Source organism: Klebsiella sp. WP8-S18-ESBL-06, from assembly GCF_014169755.1.
Taxonomy (GTDB): Bacteria; Pseudomonadota; Gammaproteobacteria; order Enterobacterales; family Enterobacteriaceae; genus Kluyvera; species Kluyvera ascorbata_B.
In genome coordinates, this window is record NZ_AP022256.1 from 3,568,711 (window position 1) to 3,587,432 (window position 18,722).

The 18,722-nt window shown below is 55.0% G+C and carries 20 protein-coding genes; 16 read left to right on the forward strand and 4 right to left on the reverse strand.

Going from position 1 to position 18,722, the window contains the following annotated elements; genetic code table 11:
* Positions 1-182 precede the first annotated feature (182 nt).
* The 15 genes from leuS (at position 183) to lipA (ending at position 15,741) form a co-directional block, all read left to right on the forward strand.
* Positions 183-2,765, forward strand: a complete 2,583-nt coding sequence (gene leuS / locus H7R76_RS17115) for a leucine--tRNA ligase (protein WP_106924694.1) — start codon at positions 183-185, stop codon at positions 2,763-2,765.
* Between the two features lie 14 nt (positions 2,766-2,779).
* The gene (gene lptE, locus H7R76_RS17120) at positions 2,780-3,352 is read left to right on the forward strand and encodes an LPS assembly lipoprotein LptE (RefSeq protein WP_182929289.1); all 573 of its coding nucleotides are present in this window, start codon (positions 2,780-2,782) and stop codon (positions 3,350-3,352) included.
* Entirely contained in the window at positions 3,352-4,383 is a 1,032-nt protein-coding gene (gene holA, locus H7R76_RS17125; protein WP_182965909.1) for a DNA polymerase III subunit delta, read from the forward strand. The genes lptE and holA overlap by 1 nt, the downstream gene beginning before the upstream one ends.
* Entirely contained in the window at positions 4,376-5,035 is a 660-nt protein-coding gene (gene nadD / locus H7R76_RS17130; RefSeq protein ID WP_146145691.1) for a nicotinate-nucleotide adenylyltransferase, read from the forward strand. The genes holA and nadD overlap by 8 nt, the downstream gene beginning before the upstream one ends.
* A 22-nt stretch (positions 5,036-5,057) precedes the next feature.
* Complete coding sequence (locus H7R76_RS17135) at positions 5,058-5,669, forward strand: adenosylcobalamin/alpha-ribazole phosphatase (RefSeq protein WP_182965911.1); 612 nt, start codon at positions 5,058-5,060, stop codon at positions 5,667-5,669.
* 260 nt (positions 5,670-5,929) lie between these two features.
* On the forward strand, positions 5,930-6,247 hold the full coding sequence (rsfS, locus tag H7R76_RS17140; RefSeq protein WP_106924699.1) for a ribosome silencing factor: 318 nt from the start codon (positions 5,930-5,932) through the stop codon (positions 6,245-6,247).
* Between the two features lie 3 nt (positions 6,248-6,250).
* Positions 6,251-6,718 carry a 23S rRNA (pseudouridine(1915)-N(3))-methyltransferase RlmH gene (gene rlmH / locus H7R76_RS17145; RefSeq protein WP_064548242.1) on the forward strand — a complete coding sequence of 156 codons (468 nt, stop codon included), beginning with the start codon at positions 6,251-6,253 and terminating at the stop codon, positions 6,716-6,718.
* 27 nt (positions 6,719-6,745) lie between these two features.
* A complete protein-coding gene (mrdA, locus tag H7R76_RS17150) occupies positions 6,746-8,647 on the forward strand; it encodes a peptidoglycan DD-transpeptidase MrdA (protein ID WP_106924700.1) in 1,902 nt (633 codons plus the stop codon).
* A gap of 2 nt (positions 8,648-8,649) precedes the next feature.
* Entirely contained in the window at positions 8,650-9,762 is a 1,113-nt protein-coding gene (gene mrdB, locus H7R76_RS17155) for a peptidoglycan glycosyltransferase MrdB (RefSeq protein ID WP_106924701.1), read from the forward strand.
* A gap of 10 nt (positions 9,763-9,772) precedes the next feature.
* Positions 9,773-10,867, forward strand: coding sequence for an endolytic peptidoglycan transglycosylase RlpA (rlpA, locus tag H7R76_RS17160; protein ID WP_182965913.1), 1,095 nt, complete (start codon positions 9,773-9,775; stop codon positions 10,865-10,867).
* 136 nt (positions 10,868-11,003) lie between these two features.
* Positions 11,004-12,203 (forward strand): D-alanyl-D-alanine carboxypeptidase DacA, encoded by a 1,200-nt coding sequence (gene dacA, locus H7R76_RS17165; protein WP_106924703.1) that lies wholly within the window; start codon positions 11,004-11,006, stop codon positions 12,201-12,203.
* A 106-nt stretch (positions 12,204-12,309) separates the two neighbouring features.
* Positions 12,310-12,573, forward strand: a complete 264-nt coding sequence (ybeD, locus tag H7R76_RS17170) for a DUF493 family protein YbeD (RefSeq protein ID WP_035894333.1) — start codon at positions 12,310-12,312, stop codon at positions 12,571-12,573.
* A gap of 97 nt (positions 12,574-12,670) precedes the next feature.
* Positions 12,671-13,312 (forward strand): lipoyl(octanoyl) transferase LipB, encoded by a 642-nt coding sequence (lipB, locus tag H7R76_RS17175; protein ID WP_182934679.1) that lies wholly within the window; start codon positions 12,671-12,673, stop codon positions 13,310-13,312.
* Between the two features lie 306 nt (positions 13,313-13,618).
* Positions 13,619-14,575, forward strand: a complete 957-nt coding sequence (locus H7R76_RS17180) for a YbeF family transcriptional regulator (protein WP_182928315.1) — start codon at positions 13,619-13,621, stop codon at positions 14,573-14,575.
* A 200-nt stretch (positions 14,576-14,775) separates the two neighbouring features.
* Positions 14,776-15,741, forward strand: a complete 966-nt coding sequence (gene lipA / locus H7R76_RS17185) for a lipoyl synthase (RefSeq protein ID WP_182929293.1) — start codon at positions 14,776-14,778, stop codon at positions 15,739-15,741.
* Between the two features lie 209 nt (positions 15,742-15,950).
* Here the strand turns inward: lipA and tatE are convergent, their stop codons facing one another.
* Both tatE and H7R76_RS17195 read right to left on the reverse strand, forming a co-directional pair.
* Entirely contained in the window at positions 15,951-16,151 is a 201-nt protein-coding gene (tatE, locus tag H7R76_RS17190) for a twin-arginine translocase subunit TatE (RefSeq protein WP_106924707.1), read from the reverse strand.
* A gap of 126 nt (positions 16,152-16,277) precedes the next feature.
* Entirely contained in the window at positions 16,278-17,066 is a 789-nt protein-coding gene (locus H7R76_RS17195; RefSeq protein ID WP_182965915.1) for a deaminated glutathione amidase, read from the reverse strand.
* A gap of 115 nt (positions 17,067-17,181) precedes the next feature.
* On the opposite strand from H7R76_RS17195, the gene crcB reads away from it, so the two are divergent.
* Positions 17,182-17,565, forward strand: coding sequence for a fluoride efflux transporter CrcB (gene crcB, locus H7R76_RS17200; protein ID WP_106924709.1), 384 nt, complete (start codon positions 17,182-17,184; stop codon positions 17,563-17,565).
* Positions 17,566-17,623: 58 nt separating this feature from the next.
* Here crcB and cspE read toward each other — a convergent pair whose 3' ends face one another.
* Entirely contained in the window at positions 17,624-17,833 is a 210-nt protein-coding gene (gene cspE / locus H7R76_RS17205; protein WP_000034825.1) for a transcription antiterminator/RNA stability regulator CspE, read from the reverse strand.
* 162 nt (positions 17,834-17,995) lie between these two features.
* Positions 17,996-18,544 carry a lipid IV(A) palmitoyltransferase PagP gene (pagP, locus tag H7R76_RS17210; protein ID WP_353654621.1) on the reverse strand — a complete coding sequence of 183 codons (549 nt, stop codon included), beginning with the start codon at positions 18,542-18,544 and terminating at the stop codon, positions 17,996-17,998.
* Between the last annotated feature and the right edge of the window lie 178 nt (positions 18,545-18,722).

The window sequence follows — 18,722 nt, forward strand, 5'->3', positions numbered from 1 at the left end:
TATTTCTCTTTCGCTTTGTCAGCTTTGCCACAGAGTGCGTAAATTATGCCTTGAGCTTTTCATCGGCTTAACGTGCTAAAGGCTGTTTTGACGTGCACGTTTGGGCTATGCTATGCGGATCTGAAATACCACATCTACTGGCTACATTTGTAGCTGCATTGAAAACAGGATTACTGGCTGCCATGCAAGAGCAATACCGCCCGGAAGAGATAGAATCGAAAGTCCAGCTTCACTGGGATGAGAAGCGCACATTTGAAGTTACTGAAGACGAGAGCAAAGAGAAGTATTACTGCCTGTCGATGCTTCCCTATCCTTCTGGTCGACTACACATGGGCCACGTCCGTAACTACACCATCGGCGACGTTATCGCTCGCTATCAGCGCATGCTGGGCAAAAACGTCCTGCAGCCTATCGGCTGGGATGCGTTCGGCCTGCCGGCTGAAGGTGCCGCGGTCAAAAACAACACCGCCCCGGCGCCGTGGACCTACGACAACATCGCGTACATGAAAAACCAGCTCAAAATGCTGGGCTTTGGTTACGACTGGAGCCGCGAGCTGGCAACCTGTACCCCGGAATACTACCGCTGGGAACAGAAATTCTTCACCGAGCTGTATAAAAAAGGCCTGGTGTACAAGAAAACGTCTGCGGTGAACTGGTGTCCGAACGACCAGACCGTCCTGGCCAACGAACAGGTTATCGACGGCTGCTGCTGGCGTTGCGATACCAAAGTTGAGCGTAAAGAGATCCCACAGTGGTTTATCAAAATCACCGCTTACGCTGACGAACTGCTGCGCGACCTGGATAACCTTGATCACTGGCCTGACACCGTGAAAACGATGCAGCGCAACTGGATCGGGCGTTCTGAAGGCGTAGAAATCACCTTCGACGTGACCGGTTACGACAATACGCTGACCGTTTACACCACCCGTCCAGACACCTTCATGGGCGCAACCTACCTGGCAGTAGCTGCAGGTCACCCGCTGGCGCAGAAAGCCGCTGCGACTAACCCCGCGCTGGCTGCTTTTATCGACGAATGCCGCAACACCAAAGTGGCCGAAGCCGATATGGCGACCATGGAGAAAAAAGGCGTCGACACCGGCTTTAAAGCCGTTCACCCGCTGACCGGCGAAGAGATTCCGGTATGGGCTGCCAACTTCGTGCTGATGGAGTATGGCACCGGCGCGGTGATGGCCGTTCCGGGTCACGACCAGCGCGACTACGAATTTGCCACCAAATACGGCCTGACCATCAAGCCGGTTATCCTGGCCGCTGACGGCAGCGAGCCGGATCTGTCTGAACAGGCGCTGACCGAAAAAGGCGTGCTGTTTAACTCCGGTGAATTCGACGGTCTGGCCTTTGAAGATGCCTTTAACGCCATTGCCGACAAACTGGCAGCAAAAGGCGTGGGCGAGCGCAAAGTTAACTACCGTCTGCGCGACTGGGGCGTTTCCCGCCAGCGTTACTGGGGCGCACCGATCCCGATGGTGACGCTGGAAGACGGCACCGTGCTGCCAACGCCAGAAGATCAGCTGCCGGTGATTCTGCCGGAAGACGTGGTCATGGACGGTATCACCAGCCCGATCAAAGCCGATCCGGAGTGGGCGAAAACCACCGTTAACGGTATGCCTGCGCTGCGTGAAACCGACACCTTCGATACCTTTATGGAATCATCATGGTACTACGCGCGCTACACCTGCCCGCAGTATCAGGAAGGCATGCTGGATTCCAAAGCCGCTAACTACTGGCTGCCGGTTGATATCTACATTGGCGGTATCGAACACGCCATCATGCACCTGCTCTACTTCCGCTTCTTCCACAAACTGATGCGCGATGCAGGCCTGGTCAACTCTGACGAGCCGGCTAAACAGCTGCTGTGTCAGGGCATGGTGCTGGCAGATGCCTTCTACTACGTGGGCGCAAACGGCGAACGTAACTGGGTTTCCCCGGTTGACGCCATCGTTGAGCGCGACGAAAAAGGCCGTATCGTGAAGGCGAAAGACGCGGCGGGCCATGAGCTGGTGTATACCGGCATGAGCAAGATGTCCAAGTCCAAAAACAACGGCATCGACCCGCAGGTTATGGTTGAACGCTACGGCGCCGACACCGTACGTCTGTTCATGATGTTTGCCTCTCCGGCTGACATGACCCTGGAATGGCAGGAATCCGGCGTTGAAGGGGCGAACCGCTTCCTGAAACGTGTCTGGAAACTGGTTTACGAGCACACCGCTCGTGGCCCAGTGGCAGCCATCAACGTTGATGCGCTGAACGAAGATCAGCAGGCGCTGCGTCGTGATGTCCATAAAACCATCGCCAAAGTCACCGATGATATCGGCCGTCGTCAGACCTTCAACACCGCGATTGCGGCAATCATGGAGCTGATGAACAAACTGGCGAAAGCGCCGATGGAAGACGCGCAGGACAGAGCACTGATGCAGGAAGCGCTGCTGGCTGTCGTGCGCATGCTCAACCCGTTCACTCCGCACGTGAGCTTCACGCTGTGGCAGGAACTGGGCGGCGAAGGCGATATCGATAACGCGCCGTGGCCGGTTGCCGACGAGAACGCGATGGTTGAAAACACCACGCTGGTCGTCGTACAGGTCAACGGTAAAGTGCGCGGTAAAATCACCGTCGCGGTCGATGCGACCGAAGAGCAGGTGCGTGAACGCGCAGGCCAGGAACCCCTGGTGGCGAAATACCTTGAAGGCGTTACCGTACGTAAAGTCATCTACGTACCGGGTAAACTGCTTAACCTGGTCGTAGGCTAAGCGCGGGAGGAAGCGTGCGATATCTGACAACATTGTTGTTATCTTTGGCGGTGCTGGTCACCGCCGGGTGCGGCTGGCATCTGCGTAGTACCACGCAGGTGCCGGATGAAATGAAAACATTGATCCTGCAGTCCGGCGATCCGAACGGCCCGCTGAGCCGCGCGGTGCGCGAACAGCTGAGAAGCAGCGGTATTACGGTGCTTGATCAGAGCACGCTTCGTCAGGACGTACCGTCTTTGCGTCTGGGCAATATTAGCCTTGCTCAGGACACGGCATCGGTATTCCAGAACGGCCAGACAGCAGAATATCAAATGGTCATGACGGTCAACGCTTCGGTGCTGATCCCGGGCCAGGATATCTTCCCGATCACCACCAAAGTGTACCGTTCGTTCTTTGACAACCCGCAGCAAGCGTTGGCAAAAGACAACGAGCAAAGCCTGATCGTTCAGGAGATGTATCAGAAGGCCGCCGAGCAGCTGATTCGTAAGCTGCCAAGCGTTCACATCGCCGATGTGAAAGAGAGTAAAGACGAGGCGGCCGTCACGCCGTCGAACGGCTCTCGTGTTTCAACTACTCTGGGTAACTGATGATTCGGCTGTACCCAGAACAACTCCGCGCGCAGCTCTCTGAAGGGCTGCGCGCGGCGTATCTCCTGCTCGGTAACGACCCCCTTTTTCTTCAGGAAAGCCAGGATGCGATACGCCACGCCTGCGTGAACGAAGGCTTTACCGAACATCATACATTCACGCTGGACGCCAGCACCGACTGGAACGAGATCTTCTCGCTATGCCAGGCAATGAGCCTGTTTGCCAGTCGCCAGACGCTGCTGCTGCTGCTGCCAGAAAACGGCCCGAATGCGGCCATCAACGAACAGCTGTCAACGCTGGTCAGCCTGCTGCATGACGATCTGCTGCTGATCGTGCGCGGCAATAAACTGACCAAATCACAGGAAAATGCCGCCTGGATCCAGGCGCTGGCCAGCCGCGCCGTGCAGATCAGCTGCCAGACGCCGGAACCGGCCCAGCTACCGCGCTGGCTGGCTAACCGTGCAAAGCAGAGCAACCTCCAGCTTGATGAACCCGCCAGTCAGCTACTTTGCTACTGCTACGAGGGCAACCTGCTGGCGCTGGCCCAGGCGCTGGAACGTCTGTCACTGCTGTGGCCTGACGGCAAGCTGACGCTGCCGCGCGTCGAACAGGCGGTCAACGATGCCGCGCACTTTACGCCGTTCCACTGGGTCGACGCCCTGCTGGCCGGCAAGAGCAAACGCGCGCTGCATATTCTGCAACAGCTGCGTCTCGAAGGCAGCGAGCCGGTGATCCTGCTGCGCACCGTCCAGCGTGAACTGCTGCTGCTGGTCACGCTGAAGCGCCAGAGCGCGCATACGCCACTGCGTTCGCTGTTTGATAAACACCGCGTCTGGCAAAACCGTCGGGCGATGGTCGGCGAAGCGCTCAACCGTTTGAGCGGCCCGCAGCTGCGCCAGGCGGTCACCCTGCTCAGCCGTGCCGAGCTGACGCTGAAACAAGATTACGGTCAGTCCATTTGGGCTGAGCTGGAAAGTTTGTCGCTGCTGCTTTGTCACAAAGCGCTAGCCGACGTATTTATCGATGGATGATATGGCAAAACTACAGGCGCTTTTCGGCGGGACCTTCGATCCCATCCACTACGGCCACCTGAAGCCGGTTGAGATTCTGGCTAACCAGATTGGTCTTTCGCGGGTGATCATTATGCCCAACAACGTGCCGCCGCATCGCCCACAGCCGGAAGCCACCAGCGAACAGCGTAAATTAATGGTTGAGCTGGCGATTGCCGATAAGCCGCTATTCGTACTCGACGAACGCGAGCTGCGTCGCGACACGCCGTCGTTTACCGCCGACACCCTACAGGAGTGGCGCGCGGAACAGGGCGCGGATAAGCCGTTGGCCTTTATTATCGGACAGGACTCGCTGCTCACCTTCCCTAGCTGGCACCGCTATGAAACGATTCTCGAGCACGTACACCTGCTGGTGACGCGTCGCCCGGGCTACCCGCTGACTATGCAGCAGGAAGAGCATCAGGACTGGCTGGATCGTCACCTTACCAGCAATATTGAAGACCTGCACAATCAGCCCGCGGGTAAAATTTTCCTCGCCGAAACGCCCTGGTTCGACGTCTCCGCGACGTTGATTCGCGAGCGCCTGGAGCGCGGTGAGTCTTGCGACGAAATGATGCCAGAACCGGTGCTCAACTATATTATGCAGCAGGGGTTGTACCACCACGGCGCCTAGGCCTGTAAACGGGGAAGACAGCATGAAACTCTGGTTAGTTCGCCACGGCGAAACCGAAGCCAACGTAGCCGGGCTGTATAGCGGCCACGCCCCCACGCCGCTGACTGCCCGTGGCCAGCAGCAGGCCATACGCCTCGGCGAGATGCTGCGACAGGTCCCCTTCGATGGCGTATTGTGCAGTGAACTGGAGCGTACACAGCACACCGCTCGACTGCTGCTCGGCGAGCGCGACATTCTCTTTACTCCCCACCCGCTGCTCAACGAAATGTATTTCGGCGACTGGGAAATGCGCCACCACCGCGACCTGCAGAAAGAAGACAAAGATAACTATGCCGCCTGGTGCGCCGACTGGCAGCATGCGGCTCCCACCAACGGTGAAGGTTTCCCCGACTTTTCCCGCCGCGTCGCCGCCTTTGCCGCCGAATTACCGGGCTATACATACCAGAATCTCCTTATCGTCAGCCATCAGGGCGTATTGAGCCTGTTAACCGCCTGTTTACTGGGAATGCCAACCGCCAGCATGTGGCATTTTCGCATCGATCACGGCGCGTGGAGCGTCATTGATTTCACGCCAGAATTTACCACGCTGCGGGTGCTGAACAGCCGGGCCATTTGGCTACCGGAAGAGGGATAAAACCGATTTCTGCGCCGCAGAGACGCCAGCCCATTGACACCAAACCATAGACTGTTATTCTCCGCAGCCTGAATCATCCCCCTCCAGCATTTGTGGACAGAAATTGTTTTACAAAAATGGCGATGCAATCGGCATGAAGGAATGGGATGATACCCCGCCTGAAAGGCCGTTTGGTGATTTTTTGTCCCGACAATATTTTCAGTTCGGGTATACTGTCAGGCTGTTTTATATCGTTCATCTTCACACCCCAGGGGGAACACTTGCAGGGTAAAGCACTCCAGGATTTTGTTGTCGACAAAATTGATGATTTAAAAGGTCAGGACATCATCAAAATTGATGTTCAGGGTAAATCCAGCATCACTGATTGCATGGTTATCTGCACCGGCACCTCCAGCCGCCACGTTATGTCCATTGCCGATCATGTGGTTCAGGAATCCCGCGCAGCCGGTCTGCTGCCATTAGGCGTTGAAGGCGAAAGCGTTGCCGACTGGATTGTCGTTGATTTAGGCGATGTCATTGTCCACGTCATGCAGGAAGAGAGCCGTCGCCTGTATGAGCTGGAAAAACTCTGGGGTTAAGTTGTGAAGCTGCAGTTGGTCGCCGTCGGCACCAAAATGCCGGATTGGGTACAAACCGGTTTTACCGAATACCTTCGTCGTTTTCCGAAAGATATGCCGTTCGAACTGGTGGAAATTCCCGCCGGCAAGCGCGGTAAAAACGCCGATATCAAACGTATTCTGGATAAAGAAGGCGAGATGATGCTCGCCGCCGCAGGAAAAAACCGCATCGTCACGCTGGATATCCCCGGGAAACCCTGGGATACGCCGCAGCTTGCGCGCGAACTGGAACGCTGGAAGGGTGACGGTCGTGATGTCAGCCTGTTAATCGGCGGTCCGGAAGGTCTTTCCCCGGCATGCAAGGCCGCAGCAGAACAAAGTTGGTCGCTCTCCACCCTGACGCTCCCTCACCCGCTGGTGCGCGTGCTGGTCGCCGAAAGCCTTTATCGGGCGTGGAGCATTACCACCAACCACCCTTACCACCGCGAGTAATGATGACCAGGGTAGATTAAGCAGCGAATGAAACTACAGAATTCTTTTCGCGACTATACGGCAGAGTCCGCGCTTTTTGTGCGCCGGGCAGTGGTCGCTTTTTTGGGAATTTTGCTGCTTACCGGCGTGCTGATTGCCAACCTCTACAATTTACAGATCGTCCGTTTCACCGACTATCAGACGCGCTCTAACGAAAACCGCATCAAGCTGGTGCCGATCGCACCGAGCCGCGGCATAATCTACGATCGTAACGGTACGCCGCTGGCGCTTAACCGCACCATCTACCAGCTGGAAATCATGCCGGAAAAAGTCGACAGCGTGCAGCAGACCATCGACGGCCTGCGCGACGTCGTCGATCTCAGCGATGACGATATCGCCGCCTTTAAAAAAGAGCGCGCCCGTTCGCACCGCTTTACCTCTATTCCGCTTAAAACCAACCTCACCGAAGTGCAGGTGGCCCGCTTTGCCGTCAATCAGTACCGCTTTCCTGGCGTAGAAGTCAAAGGCTATAAACGCCGTTTCTATCCCTACGGTTCTGCCCTGACCCACGTTATCGGCTACGTATCAAAAATTAACGATAAAGACGTCGACCGGTTGGACAAAGACGGCAAACTGGCCAACTACGCGGCAACCCACGATATCGGGAAGCTGGGTATTGAGCGTTATTACGAAGATATGCTCCACGGGCAGACCGGCTACGAAGAGGTTGAAGTCAACAACCGCGGCCGCGTCATTCGTCAGCTTAAAGAAGTGCCGCCGCAGGCCGGGCACGATATTTACCTGACGCTCGATCTCAAGCTCCAGCAATACATTGAAACGCTGCTGGCGGGCAGCCGTGCCGCCGTGGTGGTCACCGACCCGCGCACCGGCAGCATTCTGGCGCTGGTTTCCACGCCAAGCTACGATCCCAACCTATTCGTTGACGGTATTTCCAGCAAAGACTACAGCGGTCTGCTAAACGACCCGAATACCCCGCTGGTTAACCGCGCGACGCAGGGGGTTTACCCACCGGCATCGACGGTGAAACCGTATGTGGCGGTTTCCGCAATGAGCGCAGGCGTGATCAACCGCAATACCAGCCTGTTTGACCCGGGCTGGTGGCAGCTTCCCGGCTCAGAAAAACGCTACCGTGACTGGAAAAAATGGGGCCACGGGCACCTTAACGTCACCAAAGCGCTGGAAGAATCGGCGGATACCTTCTTCTACCAGGTAGCCTATGACATGGGGATCGACCGCCTGTCTGAGTGGATGAGTAAGTTCGGCTACGGCGACTACACCGGCATCGATCTGGCGGAAGAACGTTCCGGTAACATGCCGACGCGCGAATGGAAGCTGAAGCGCTTTAAGAAACCGTGGTATCAGGGCGATACCATTCCTGTCGGCATCGGCCAGGGCTACTGGACCGCGACCCCGATTCAGATGAGCAAAGCGCTGATGACCCTGATTAACGACGGCGTGGTGAAAATCCCTCACCTGCTGGCAAGCCGGGTCGAAGACGGTAAAAAAGTGCCGTGGACTCAGCCTGAAGAGCCGCCGATTGGCGACATTCATTCCGGCTACTGGGAAATTGCCAAAGACGGCATGTACGGCGTAGCCAATCGCCCGAACGGCACCGCGCATAAATACTTCGCCGGCGCACCGTATAAAATTGCGGCGAAATCCGGTACCGCGCAGGTCTTTGGCCTGAAGGCTAACGAAACCTATAATGCGCATCGTATTGCCGAGCGTCTGCGTGACCACAAACTAATGACCGCCTTTGCGCCGTATAACGATCCCCAGGTCGCCGTAGCGATTATCCTGGAGAACGGCGGCGCTGGCCCGGCTGTCGGTACCATCATGCGTCAGATCCTTGACCACATCATGCTGGGCGACAACAACACCGATTTACCGGCTGAGAACCCTGCTGCAGCCGCGTCGGAGGACCAATAATCATGACGGATAATCCGAACAAAAAATCGTTCTGGGATAAAATTCACCTCGACCCAGCCATGCTGCTGATTCTGCTGGCGCTGCTGACCTATAGCGCGCTGGTTATCTGGAGCGCCAGCGGCCAGGACATGGGGATGACGGAACGTAAAATTGGCCAGATCGCCATGGGGCTCGTTATCATGGTCGTCATGGCGCAGATCCCGCCGCGAGTCTACGAAGGCTGGGCGCCCTGGCTGTATATCTTCTGTATTATCCTGCTGGTGGCGGTCGATGCCTTTGGCGCCATCTCCAAAGGTGCCCAGCGCTGGCTGGACCTCGGCGTGGTGCGCTTCCAGCCGTCTGAGATAGCCAAAATCGCCGTCCCGCTAATGGTGGCGCGTTTTATTAACCGCGACGTTTGCCCGCCCACGCTGAAAAATACCGCCATCGCGCTGGTGCTGATTTTCATGCCGACGCTGTTGGTCGCCGCCCAGCCGGACCTTGGTACATCCATCCTGGTCGCCCTGTCCGGCCTGTTCGTGCTGTTCCTGGCAGGCCTGAGCTGGCGGTTAATTCTGGTCGCCGTGGTGCTGGTCGCCTGCTTTATCCCGATACTCTGGTTCTTCCTGATGCACGACTATCAGCGCCAGCGCGTGATGATGCTGATGGACCCGGAATCCGATCCGCTGGGCGCGGGCTACCACATTATTCAGTCCAAAATCGCCATCGGATCTGGCGGCCTGCGTGGCAAAGGCTGGTTGCACGGCACGCAATCGCAGCTCGAATTCTTGCCGGAACGCCATACCGACTTTATCTTTGCGGTACTGGCCGAGGAGCTGGGGCTTATTGGTATTCTGATTCTGCTGGCGTTGTACGTGCTACTGATTATGCGCGGCCTGTGGATCGCCGCCCAGGCGCAAACCACGTTTGGCCGCGTCATGGCCGGTGGTTTGATGCTGATTTTATTCGTTTATGTATTTGTTAATATTGGTATGGTAAGTGGCATCTTGCCGGTGGTGGGCGTTCCGCTGCCGCTGGTCAGCTACGGGGGGTCAGCCCTGATCGTACTGATGGCCGGGTTCGGTATCGTCATGTCGATACACACCCACAGGAAAATGTTGTCAAAAAGCGTCTAAGGGGTGCTCAATGCGTAAGCAATGGCTTGGGATCTGCATAGCGGCAGGGCTGCTGGCGGCTTGTTCGAGTGATGATGTTCAGCAGCAGACCGTCTCCGCACCAAAACCTGCGGTATGTAATGGCCCGACGGTGGAAATCAGCGGGGCCGATCCACGCTTTGAGCCACTGAACGCGACGGCGAATCAGGATTACGAACGCGACGGTAAGAAATATAAAATTGTCCAGGACCCGTCCAACTTCAGCCAGGCCGGGCTTGCCGCCATCTATGATGCCGAACCGGGCAGCAATCTGACGGCGATCGGCGAAGCGTTCGATCCGACGCAGCTTACCGCCGCGCACCCTACCCTGCCGGTGCCGAGCTACGCGCGTATTACCAATCTGGCTAACGGCCGGATGATCGTAGTGCGTATTAACGATCGCGGCCCTTATGGCAACGATCGCGTGATTTCGCTCTCCCGCGCGGCGGCGGATCGTCTGAACACATCAAACAATACCAAAGTCCGTATCGACCCGATTATCGTCGCCCAGGATGGTTCGCTTTCCGGCCCCGGCATGGCCTGTACCACCGTCGCGAAGCAAACCTACGCGCTCCCGGACCGCCCTGACCTGAGCGGCGGCATGGGCAGCGCCTCTTCCACCCCGCAGGCCAGCGCGCCTCAGGGTGACGTACGCGCGATCAGTAACGATACCCTCGCCTCAGCCGACAGCGGCGAAGGCGCGCCGGTGAAAAGCGGTGGCTTCCTTGGTGCTCCGACACCATTAAATAGCGGCGTACTCGAAGAGTCCACACCGGCACCGGTCACCGCGCCGGTAAGTGCCCCCGCAAGCGCCGCGCCAGCCGCGACGGCTGCCGTCGCCGCACCTGCAGCAGCAGCAGCCGGAAACTACGTAGTTCAGGTTGGCGCAGTCAGCGACCAGACCCGCGCACAGCAGTATCAGCAGCGTCTGAGCCAGCAGTTCTCCGTCCCGGGCCGCGTAACGCAAAACGGCGCGGTCTGGCGTATTCAGCTCGGTCCATTCGCCAGCAAAGCGGAAGCCGGTACCATACAGCAACGTTTGCAGAGCGAAGCACAGCTGCAATCGTTTATTACGCACGCCAACTAAAGCGCTCGCGGCATCCGATGCTTCGTATATGTAAACGTCATTAACAAAGTCATATACGATGTCGGATGCCTGTCTAAAGGGCATTTGCTATAGTAAGGCACTTTTTAACTCCATCACGGATGTCGTTGTTTTGACCATGAAGACCTCTTTTCTCGCTTGCTTACTCATTCCGGCGCTCTCCGTCGCAGCACTGAGCTCCGTCGCCCACGCCGATGACCTGAACATCAAAACCATGATTCCAGGCGTTCCGCAGATTGACGCCGAGTCCTACATTCTTATTGATTACAACTCCGGCAAGGTGCTGGCTGAGCAAAACGCTGACGCCCGCCGCGATCCGGCCAGCCTGACAAAAATGATGACCAGCTACGTCATCGGTCAGGCAATGAAAGCGGGCAAGTTTAAAGAATCCGATTTGGTCACCATCGGTAACGATGCCTGGGCCACCGGCAACCCGGTGTTCAAAGGCTCTTCCCTGATGTTCCTTAAGCCGGGTATGCAGGTACCGGTATCACAGCTGATTCGCGGGATTAACCTGCAATCGGGTAACGATGCCTGTGTTGCCATGGCCGACTACGTCGCTGGCAGCCAGGATGCCTTCGTGGGCCTGATGAACAGCTACGTCAACGCGCTGGGGCTGAAAAACACCCACTTCCAGACCGTTCACGGCCTGGATGCAGACGGCCAGTACAGTTCCGCACGTGATATGGCGATGATTGGCCAGGCGCTGATTCGCGACGTGCCGAACGAATACACCATCTACAAAGAAAAAGAGTTCACCTTTAACGGCATTCGTCAGCTAAACCGTAACGGCCTGCTGTGGGACAATAGCCTGAACGTTGACGGCATTAAAACCGGCCACACCGACAAAGCCGGTTACAACCTGGTGGCCTCCGCGACCGAAGGCCAGATGCGCCTTGTTTCTGCCGTCATGGGCGGCCGCACCTACAAAGGGCGTGAAACTGAGAGCAAAAAGCTGCTGACCTGGGGCTTCCGCTTCTTTGAAACCGTTAACCCAATCAAAGCCGGTAAAGAGTTCGCCTCTGAACCCGCCTGGTTTGGTGATACCGATCGTGCGTCCCTGGGCGTCGATAAAGACGTTTACCTGACCATCCCGCGCGGCCGCATGAAGGACCTGAAAGCCAGCTACGTGCTGAACAACAGCGAGCTGCACGCACCGCTGCAGAAAAACCAGGTGGTCGGTACCATTAACTTCCAGCTGGACGGTAAAACCATCGACCAGCGCCCTCTGGTGGTGCTGCAAGAAATACCGGAAGGTAACTTCTTCGGCAAAATCATTGATTACATTAAATTAATGTTCCATCACTGGTTTGGTTAAAAATCACCCACTTGAAAGTGTGATTTCCATCCCCATATACTATGCATAGCTAAAATAACTCCCGCTAACCATGCGGGAGTTATTCTTTTTTAACACTGGAGCTGACATGAAAACCAAACTGAACGAACTGCTTGAATTCCCTACTCCGTTTACTTACAAAGTAATGGGTCTGGCGAAACCTGAGCTGGTTGACCTGGTGGTTGAAGTGGTACAGCGCCATGCGCCAGGTGATTACTCTCCGCAGATAAAACCGAGCAGCAAAGGCAACTACCACTCGGTGTCCATTACCATCAATGCAACCCACATTGAGCAGGTCGAGACGCTGTACGAAGAGTTGGGCAATATTGAAATTGTCCGTATGGTGCTGTAATCGCATCACCGTTACCCGGCACGCCCGGGTAACGCTTCTCTCCACCTGCCTGTGATATACTCTGCGTCCATTATTTCCCCTCTGCGGAGACGCTGTTTTGGACTTCAATACCCTCCTCATCCGTCAACTGGGCCTACAGCCTTACGAACCTATTTCCCAGGCGATGCACGACTTTACCGATAACCGTGATGAATCCACGCTTGATGAGATCTGGCTGGTTGAGCATCAGCCGGTTTTTACGCAGGGTCAGGCGGGGAAAGCAGAACATGTGCTGGTACCGGGCGATATTCCGGTCATTCAGAGCGATCGCGGCGGCCAGGTAACCTATCATGGCCCGGGTCAGCAGGTTATGTACGTGCTGTTAAACCTGAAGCGCCGCAAGCTCGGCGTACGTGAACTGGTGACCCTGCTGGAGCAAGCCGTGGTCGATACGCTGGCAGAACTCGGGATTGAAGCCCATCCGCGCGCCGACGCGCCGGGCGTTTACGTTGGCGAGAAAAAGATTTGCTCGCTGGGGCTGCGTATCCGTAAGGGCTGCTCTTTCCACGGGCTGGCGCTGAATGTGGCGATGGACCTTTCCCCTTTCCTGCGCATTAACCCCTGCGGCTATGCGGGCATGGAGATGGCGCAGGTCTCACAGTGGGTGAGCGAAGCCAAACCGGAAAATATATCCCCAATTCTTGTGGACAAATTTTTAGCGCGGCTAAACAATCCGCCGCATGAATATATCTCTGCTTAATATATTATATATTTCGGCCCAATATTTTTTGGGCCATTAACGCTTCGTCACTCGCCCGCTGAACAATATCTCGTTTTTCGTATCTTCCTGCTGCACATTTAGCAAAAAAGTGCAAAGCAGATCTCATTTCTGTGCAAAACTGAGAGTGTTGATATACATTTAATGAATGCATTAGATTCATTAATGCATTGAGGGATAACGCAAAATTGCTATTTTTTACCTTGCAGTAACATGGGCTCAGGAATAATAATAATAATGTAACTATCAACTATCATTCATGGTGTGAATGAATATGGAGTAAGCAGTGTGGATTATAACAATAAGCCAGAAAATAAAATAAACCTTAATGTCGATAATGACACACCACAAATCTTTCGCACCCTGCGCAATATAGACCTGAACCTGTTGACGATATTTGAAGCGGTTTATGTTCATAAAGGCATCGTCAATGCGGCAAAAGTCCTGAACCTTACGCCGTCCGCCATTAGCCAATCCATCCAGAAACTCCGCCTGCTGTTCCCTGACCCGCTGTTCATTCGTAAAGGACAGGGCGTCACGCCAACTGCCTATGCCTCGCATCTGCACGAGTACATTAGCCAGGGGCTGGAATCGATTCTCGGCGCACTGGACCTGGACGGCAGCTATGACAAACAGCGGGTGATCACCATCGGGACGGCGGCGTCTGTGGGGGCCATTGTCATGCCGGTTATCTATCAGGCGGTGAAGCAGACCTACCCACAGGTGCTGCTACGCAACGTGGCGGTAACCGACGCCAACGCCCAGCTTAGCCAGTTCCAGACCGATTTAGTGATCGACAACCATGAGCATAACAATCCGCGAACGCTGGGCCGCCATGCCCTCTTCAGCGATAATCTGGTGCTCGTTTGTCGTAACGACCATCCTGCGCTTAACGAAGAGCCGTCGGCCGAAACGTTGATGCAATACGAGCATACGCTGCTGACAATGGACGGCGCCGGGCAGAACGACCTCTACAAACGCATTCGCGACATGCTCCCCGACCGTCAGGTCAGCGTGAGCAGTTACAACCTGTTTACCATTGCGTCACTGATCGCCTCGAGCAACCTGATAGGCATCATGCCGCTGCGCTTCTACCATATCTTTAAGCAGTGTTGGCCGCTGTGCACGCTGGATTTCGCGCCATTACAGCAGGAACGGGTCGATTTTTCATTGCATTACAATAAACTCAGCCTGCGGGACCCGGTAATGCAAAACATTATCAACGTCATCCATCAGGCATTCTAGTTCACCCGCCACTCGCTATCCTCTGCCGGCAAAAAAGCATTATTCAACAACTATTTTACAATTTGCCGGCCTGGCAGGCTGCTTTATACCCCGTTTCAATGGTATACTGCCTGCCATTAATTCAAAAATAGTTGATAAATACAACATTCCCTTGAATTGAAACGCTTTCCCTCGATACTCGGAACTGGAACACGTACGCTATGAGTAAACCCATTGTGATGGAACGCGGTGTAAAGTACCGCGATGCCGATAAGATGGCCCTTATCCCGGTAAAAAACGTGGCAACAGAGCGCGAAGCGCTGCTGCGAAAACCGGAGTGGATGAAAATTAAACTTCCGGCGGACTCTTCCCGTATCCAGGGCATCAAAGCGGCCATGCGTAAAAATGGTCTGCACTCCGTGTGTGAAGAAGCCTCCTGCCCGAACCTGGCGGAATGCTTCAACCACGGCACCGCGACCTTTATGATCCTTGGCGCAATCTGCACCCGTCGCTGCCCGTTCTGCGACGTGGCCCACGGTCGCCCGGTGACCCCGGATGCCAACGAACCGCAAAAGCTGGCGCAAACTATCGCTGACATGGCGCTGCGCTATGTAGTTATCACCTCCGTCGATCGTGACGATCTGCGCGACGGCGGCGCCCAGCACTTCGCCGACTGTATTGCTGCAATTCGCGAGAAAAGCCCGAGCATCCGCATTGAAACGCTGGTACCGGACTTCCGCGGCCGTATGGATCGCGCCTTAGCGATTCTGACGGAAACCCCGCCGGACGTGTTTAACCACAACCTGGAAAACGTGCCGCGTCTGTATCGCCAGGTTCGCCCGGGCGCCGACTATAACTGGTCGCTGAAGCTGCTTGAGCGCTTCAAAGAAGCGCACCCGGAAATCCCAACGAAATCCGGCCTTATGGTTGGCCTGGGTGAAACCAACGCCGAAATTATCGACGTTATGCGCGATCTGCGCCGCCACGGAGTGACCATGCTGACGCTGGGCCAGTACCTGCAGCCGAGCCGTCATCACCTGCCGGTACAGCGCTACGTTAGCCCGGATGAGTTTGAAGAGATGAAAGCCGAAGCGCTGGCGATGGGCTTCACCCACGCCGCCTGCGGCCCGTTTGTCCGTTCGTCTTACCATGCCGATCTTCAGGCCAAAGGCATTGAAGTGAAGTAGGGATAGTTGCCAATACGAAAAAGCCGCTCTCTGTCGACAGCGGCTTTTTTATTGCTCATTGAAGAAATAAATTGTTTCAATGAAATGCATTTGGAAATCAAATAGTATCAAAAAGGCTTCAGCATCGTCATGCTGAAGCCTTTTCTGCGGGTTGTTACACCCACGGATGACACGCATTCACCCGCATATCATCTGAAACGCTGCCCTGCTTACTCTTTATGAGAGAGCTTTTCTGCCGGAGTCTCGTCTGCGCTCTTTTGCGCGGCGGTTTCATCGTCATTCATGGCTTTTTTAAAGCCTTTGATCGCTGAACCCAGATCTCCACCCAGAGTCCGTAATTTCTTGGTACCAAACACCAGAATAATCAGTGCTGCCACTACCAGCAGTTTGGTAATACTAATCTCACCCATAGATACCTTCTTCTCAAAAACAGGCTGCAAAATGCGCCACATCACCATAGTTTATTAACGGTCATTTAGCGCGTGCACACAATAGCAATCTGTAACAAGGTGAATCAAGCATTGTTTAAAAAAACGTCATGTTAATTGCGGTAGCGCAAAACGCCTGTTTTTCAGCACCGGAAGCTGCTGACGAATGCGTGAAAGATCGTCGCGACTCACCTCAGACACAATCAGCTGCGGTGCCGTTGAAGCTCCTGCCAGGGTCACGCCAAGCGGATCCACGATTCGGCTCTGACCAATGTTTCTCGTGCCGCACTCGCCGCTGGCGACGAGGTAACAGGTCGTGTCCAGCGCTCGCGCAGCCAGCAGCGTCGACCAATGATGTTCCTTCAGCGGCCCGCGTACCCAGGCGGCAGGCAGCGCCAGAATCTCAGCCCCCTGTAACGCCAGCGCTAGCGCCATGTCCGGAAAGCGCAGGTCATAGCAGGTCATCAGGCCGACCTTAAACCCCGACACCTCAATTAACGGCGGCAGCGCTCCCCCGGCATCGACCCGCTTCGACTCCTGGATAGCAAAAGCGTCATAGAGATGCAGCTTATGGTAGTGAGCAATCACCTCCCCACCGCGTAGCGCGACCAGCGTATTTCTGGCCCGTTCCGCCGAAGAGGGAGTGTGAATGGTGAGTATCGTCGTCAAATCGTCAAGACGGCTCTGCGCCTTGAGGAGCTGCATAAAGCCACCGTTCAGCGGCTGCGCCGATTTCACCGACATATCCGGATCGCTATCGCTACGCGCCAGCAGCGCTTCTGGCAACACTAGCAGCTCAGCGCCCAGCGCTGCCGCCGACTGCATCAGCGTCACGCAGGTTTGCGCGTTAACCTGCCACTCCGGTGTCACGACAAACTGTCCCGCCGCTACTCGCATCGTAACTCCTTAAGTTTTGCTAATATATCAAGATGATGAATATCGATCAGTATATAGCCAGATCGTCCCTTCAAGGGTAAACTCTGGCCACACTCGAAGATGGCAGGAAATTCGCATGATGCAACTTTTGTTAGCCGTTTTTATCGGCGGCGGTACCGGCAGCGTAGCCCGCTGGCTGCTTAGCTTTCGCTTTAACCCTATGCACCATGCGCTTCCGCTGGGTACGCTTACGGCCAACCTGCTGGGGGCGTTCATTATCGGCGCCGGTCTTGCCTGGTTTAATCGGCTCCCGCACATTGATCCGGTGTGGAAAGTGCTGCTCACCACCGGTTTTTGCGGCGGCCTGACGACCTTCTCGACGTTTTCGGCAGAAGTGGTCTTTCTGTTGCAGGCGGGGAAATTCAGCTGGGCGCTGTTAAACGTGGCGGTTAACCTTTTCGGCTCATTTGCCATGACGGCGCTGGCGTTCTGGCTGTTCAGCGCCACCAGTCAGGGATAAAAAGAATAAAAAAAACCCGCAGTTAAGCGGGTTTTGAATTCTGACTGCTATTTGTCGCTTACAGAGCGATGACGTTAGCAGCAGAAGGGCCTTTGGCACCGTTAGTGATTTCGAACTCTACGCGCTGACCTTCAGCCAGAGTTTTGAAACCGTTGGTCTGGATTGCAGAGAAGTGTACGAATACGTCTTTGCTGCCATCTTCCGGAGTAATGAAACCGAATCCTTTGGACTCATTAAACCACTTAACGTTACCTTTAATCTTAGACATCAAAATTACCTTTATATGAAAAAACGACACTAATCTGTGTCAGTTAACAGTACAACAATTGTCGTCGGTTTTGTCCAGCCCAACTTCGTTAAAAAGTGATAAATGTCGCTAACTTTTATTTGCAGGTTGACTTTATCTCAGCATTGGTTCCAGAAGCGGTTTTCAGAACTGGAAACGCATCCAGGCAAAGTACACATTACCGTTGTTATAGGTACCCGGGATGTAGGTCATCTGGAATGTTGCGGGGCCGTAGCCGATGGAGGCCAGAGGGAGCGCCACCGGAATCGGGATGTATTTCCAGTTATCGCGTGCGGTCACCCCGATGGTGTATCCGAGGCCAACATGGAAGTTATCATCAGCCAGCGGTCGCCAGGTTTTTTCCCAGCCGTAGCCTCCGATAGGCTCCCATTTATTAAAGGAGTCCTTAAAAGCCATAAGATAAATGCCGTTCCAGTTGCCTTTTTCATCCCAGCGGGACACGCCAAACCCCGCTCCCCAGGGACGTTCATTGTACGCGTCGGTTTTTTCTTTATCGTAGGCAAAACGCGCGTGCCAGGTAATTGCTGGCACATACAGATCGTAATGCTGCGGCTCATTCCACGTCTGAGCAATGTTGCTGCTAAGGGTGTTGTAACCCTCTTTTATGGTTTCGCTAAACGACGCCGCCGCAGGAAGTGCTGTAGCCGACAGCCCCGCGAACACGAGCGACAGTGCAAAATTTTTATTGAGATTTAACACGATAGACTTGCCAGTAAAGTATCCATTAAGAATAGTCTAACAAGAATAAACTCAATTGAGTCTCAACGACATCAATCCATAGTTTTTTTCATACCGCCTGGTTACAAATTAGAATATTCTTAGGGAAGGTGCGAATAAGCAGGTCATTTCT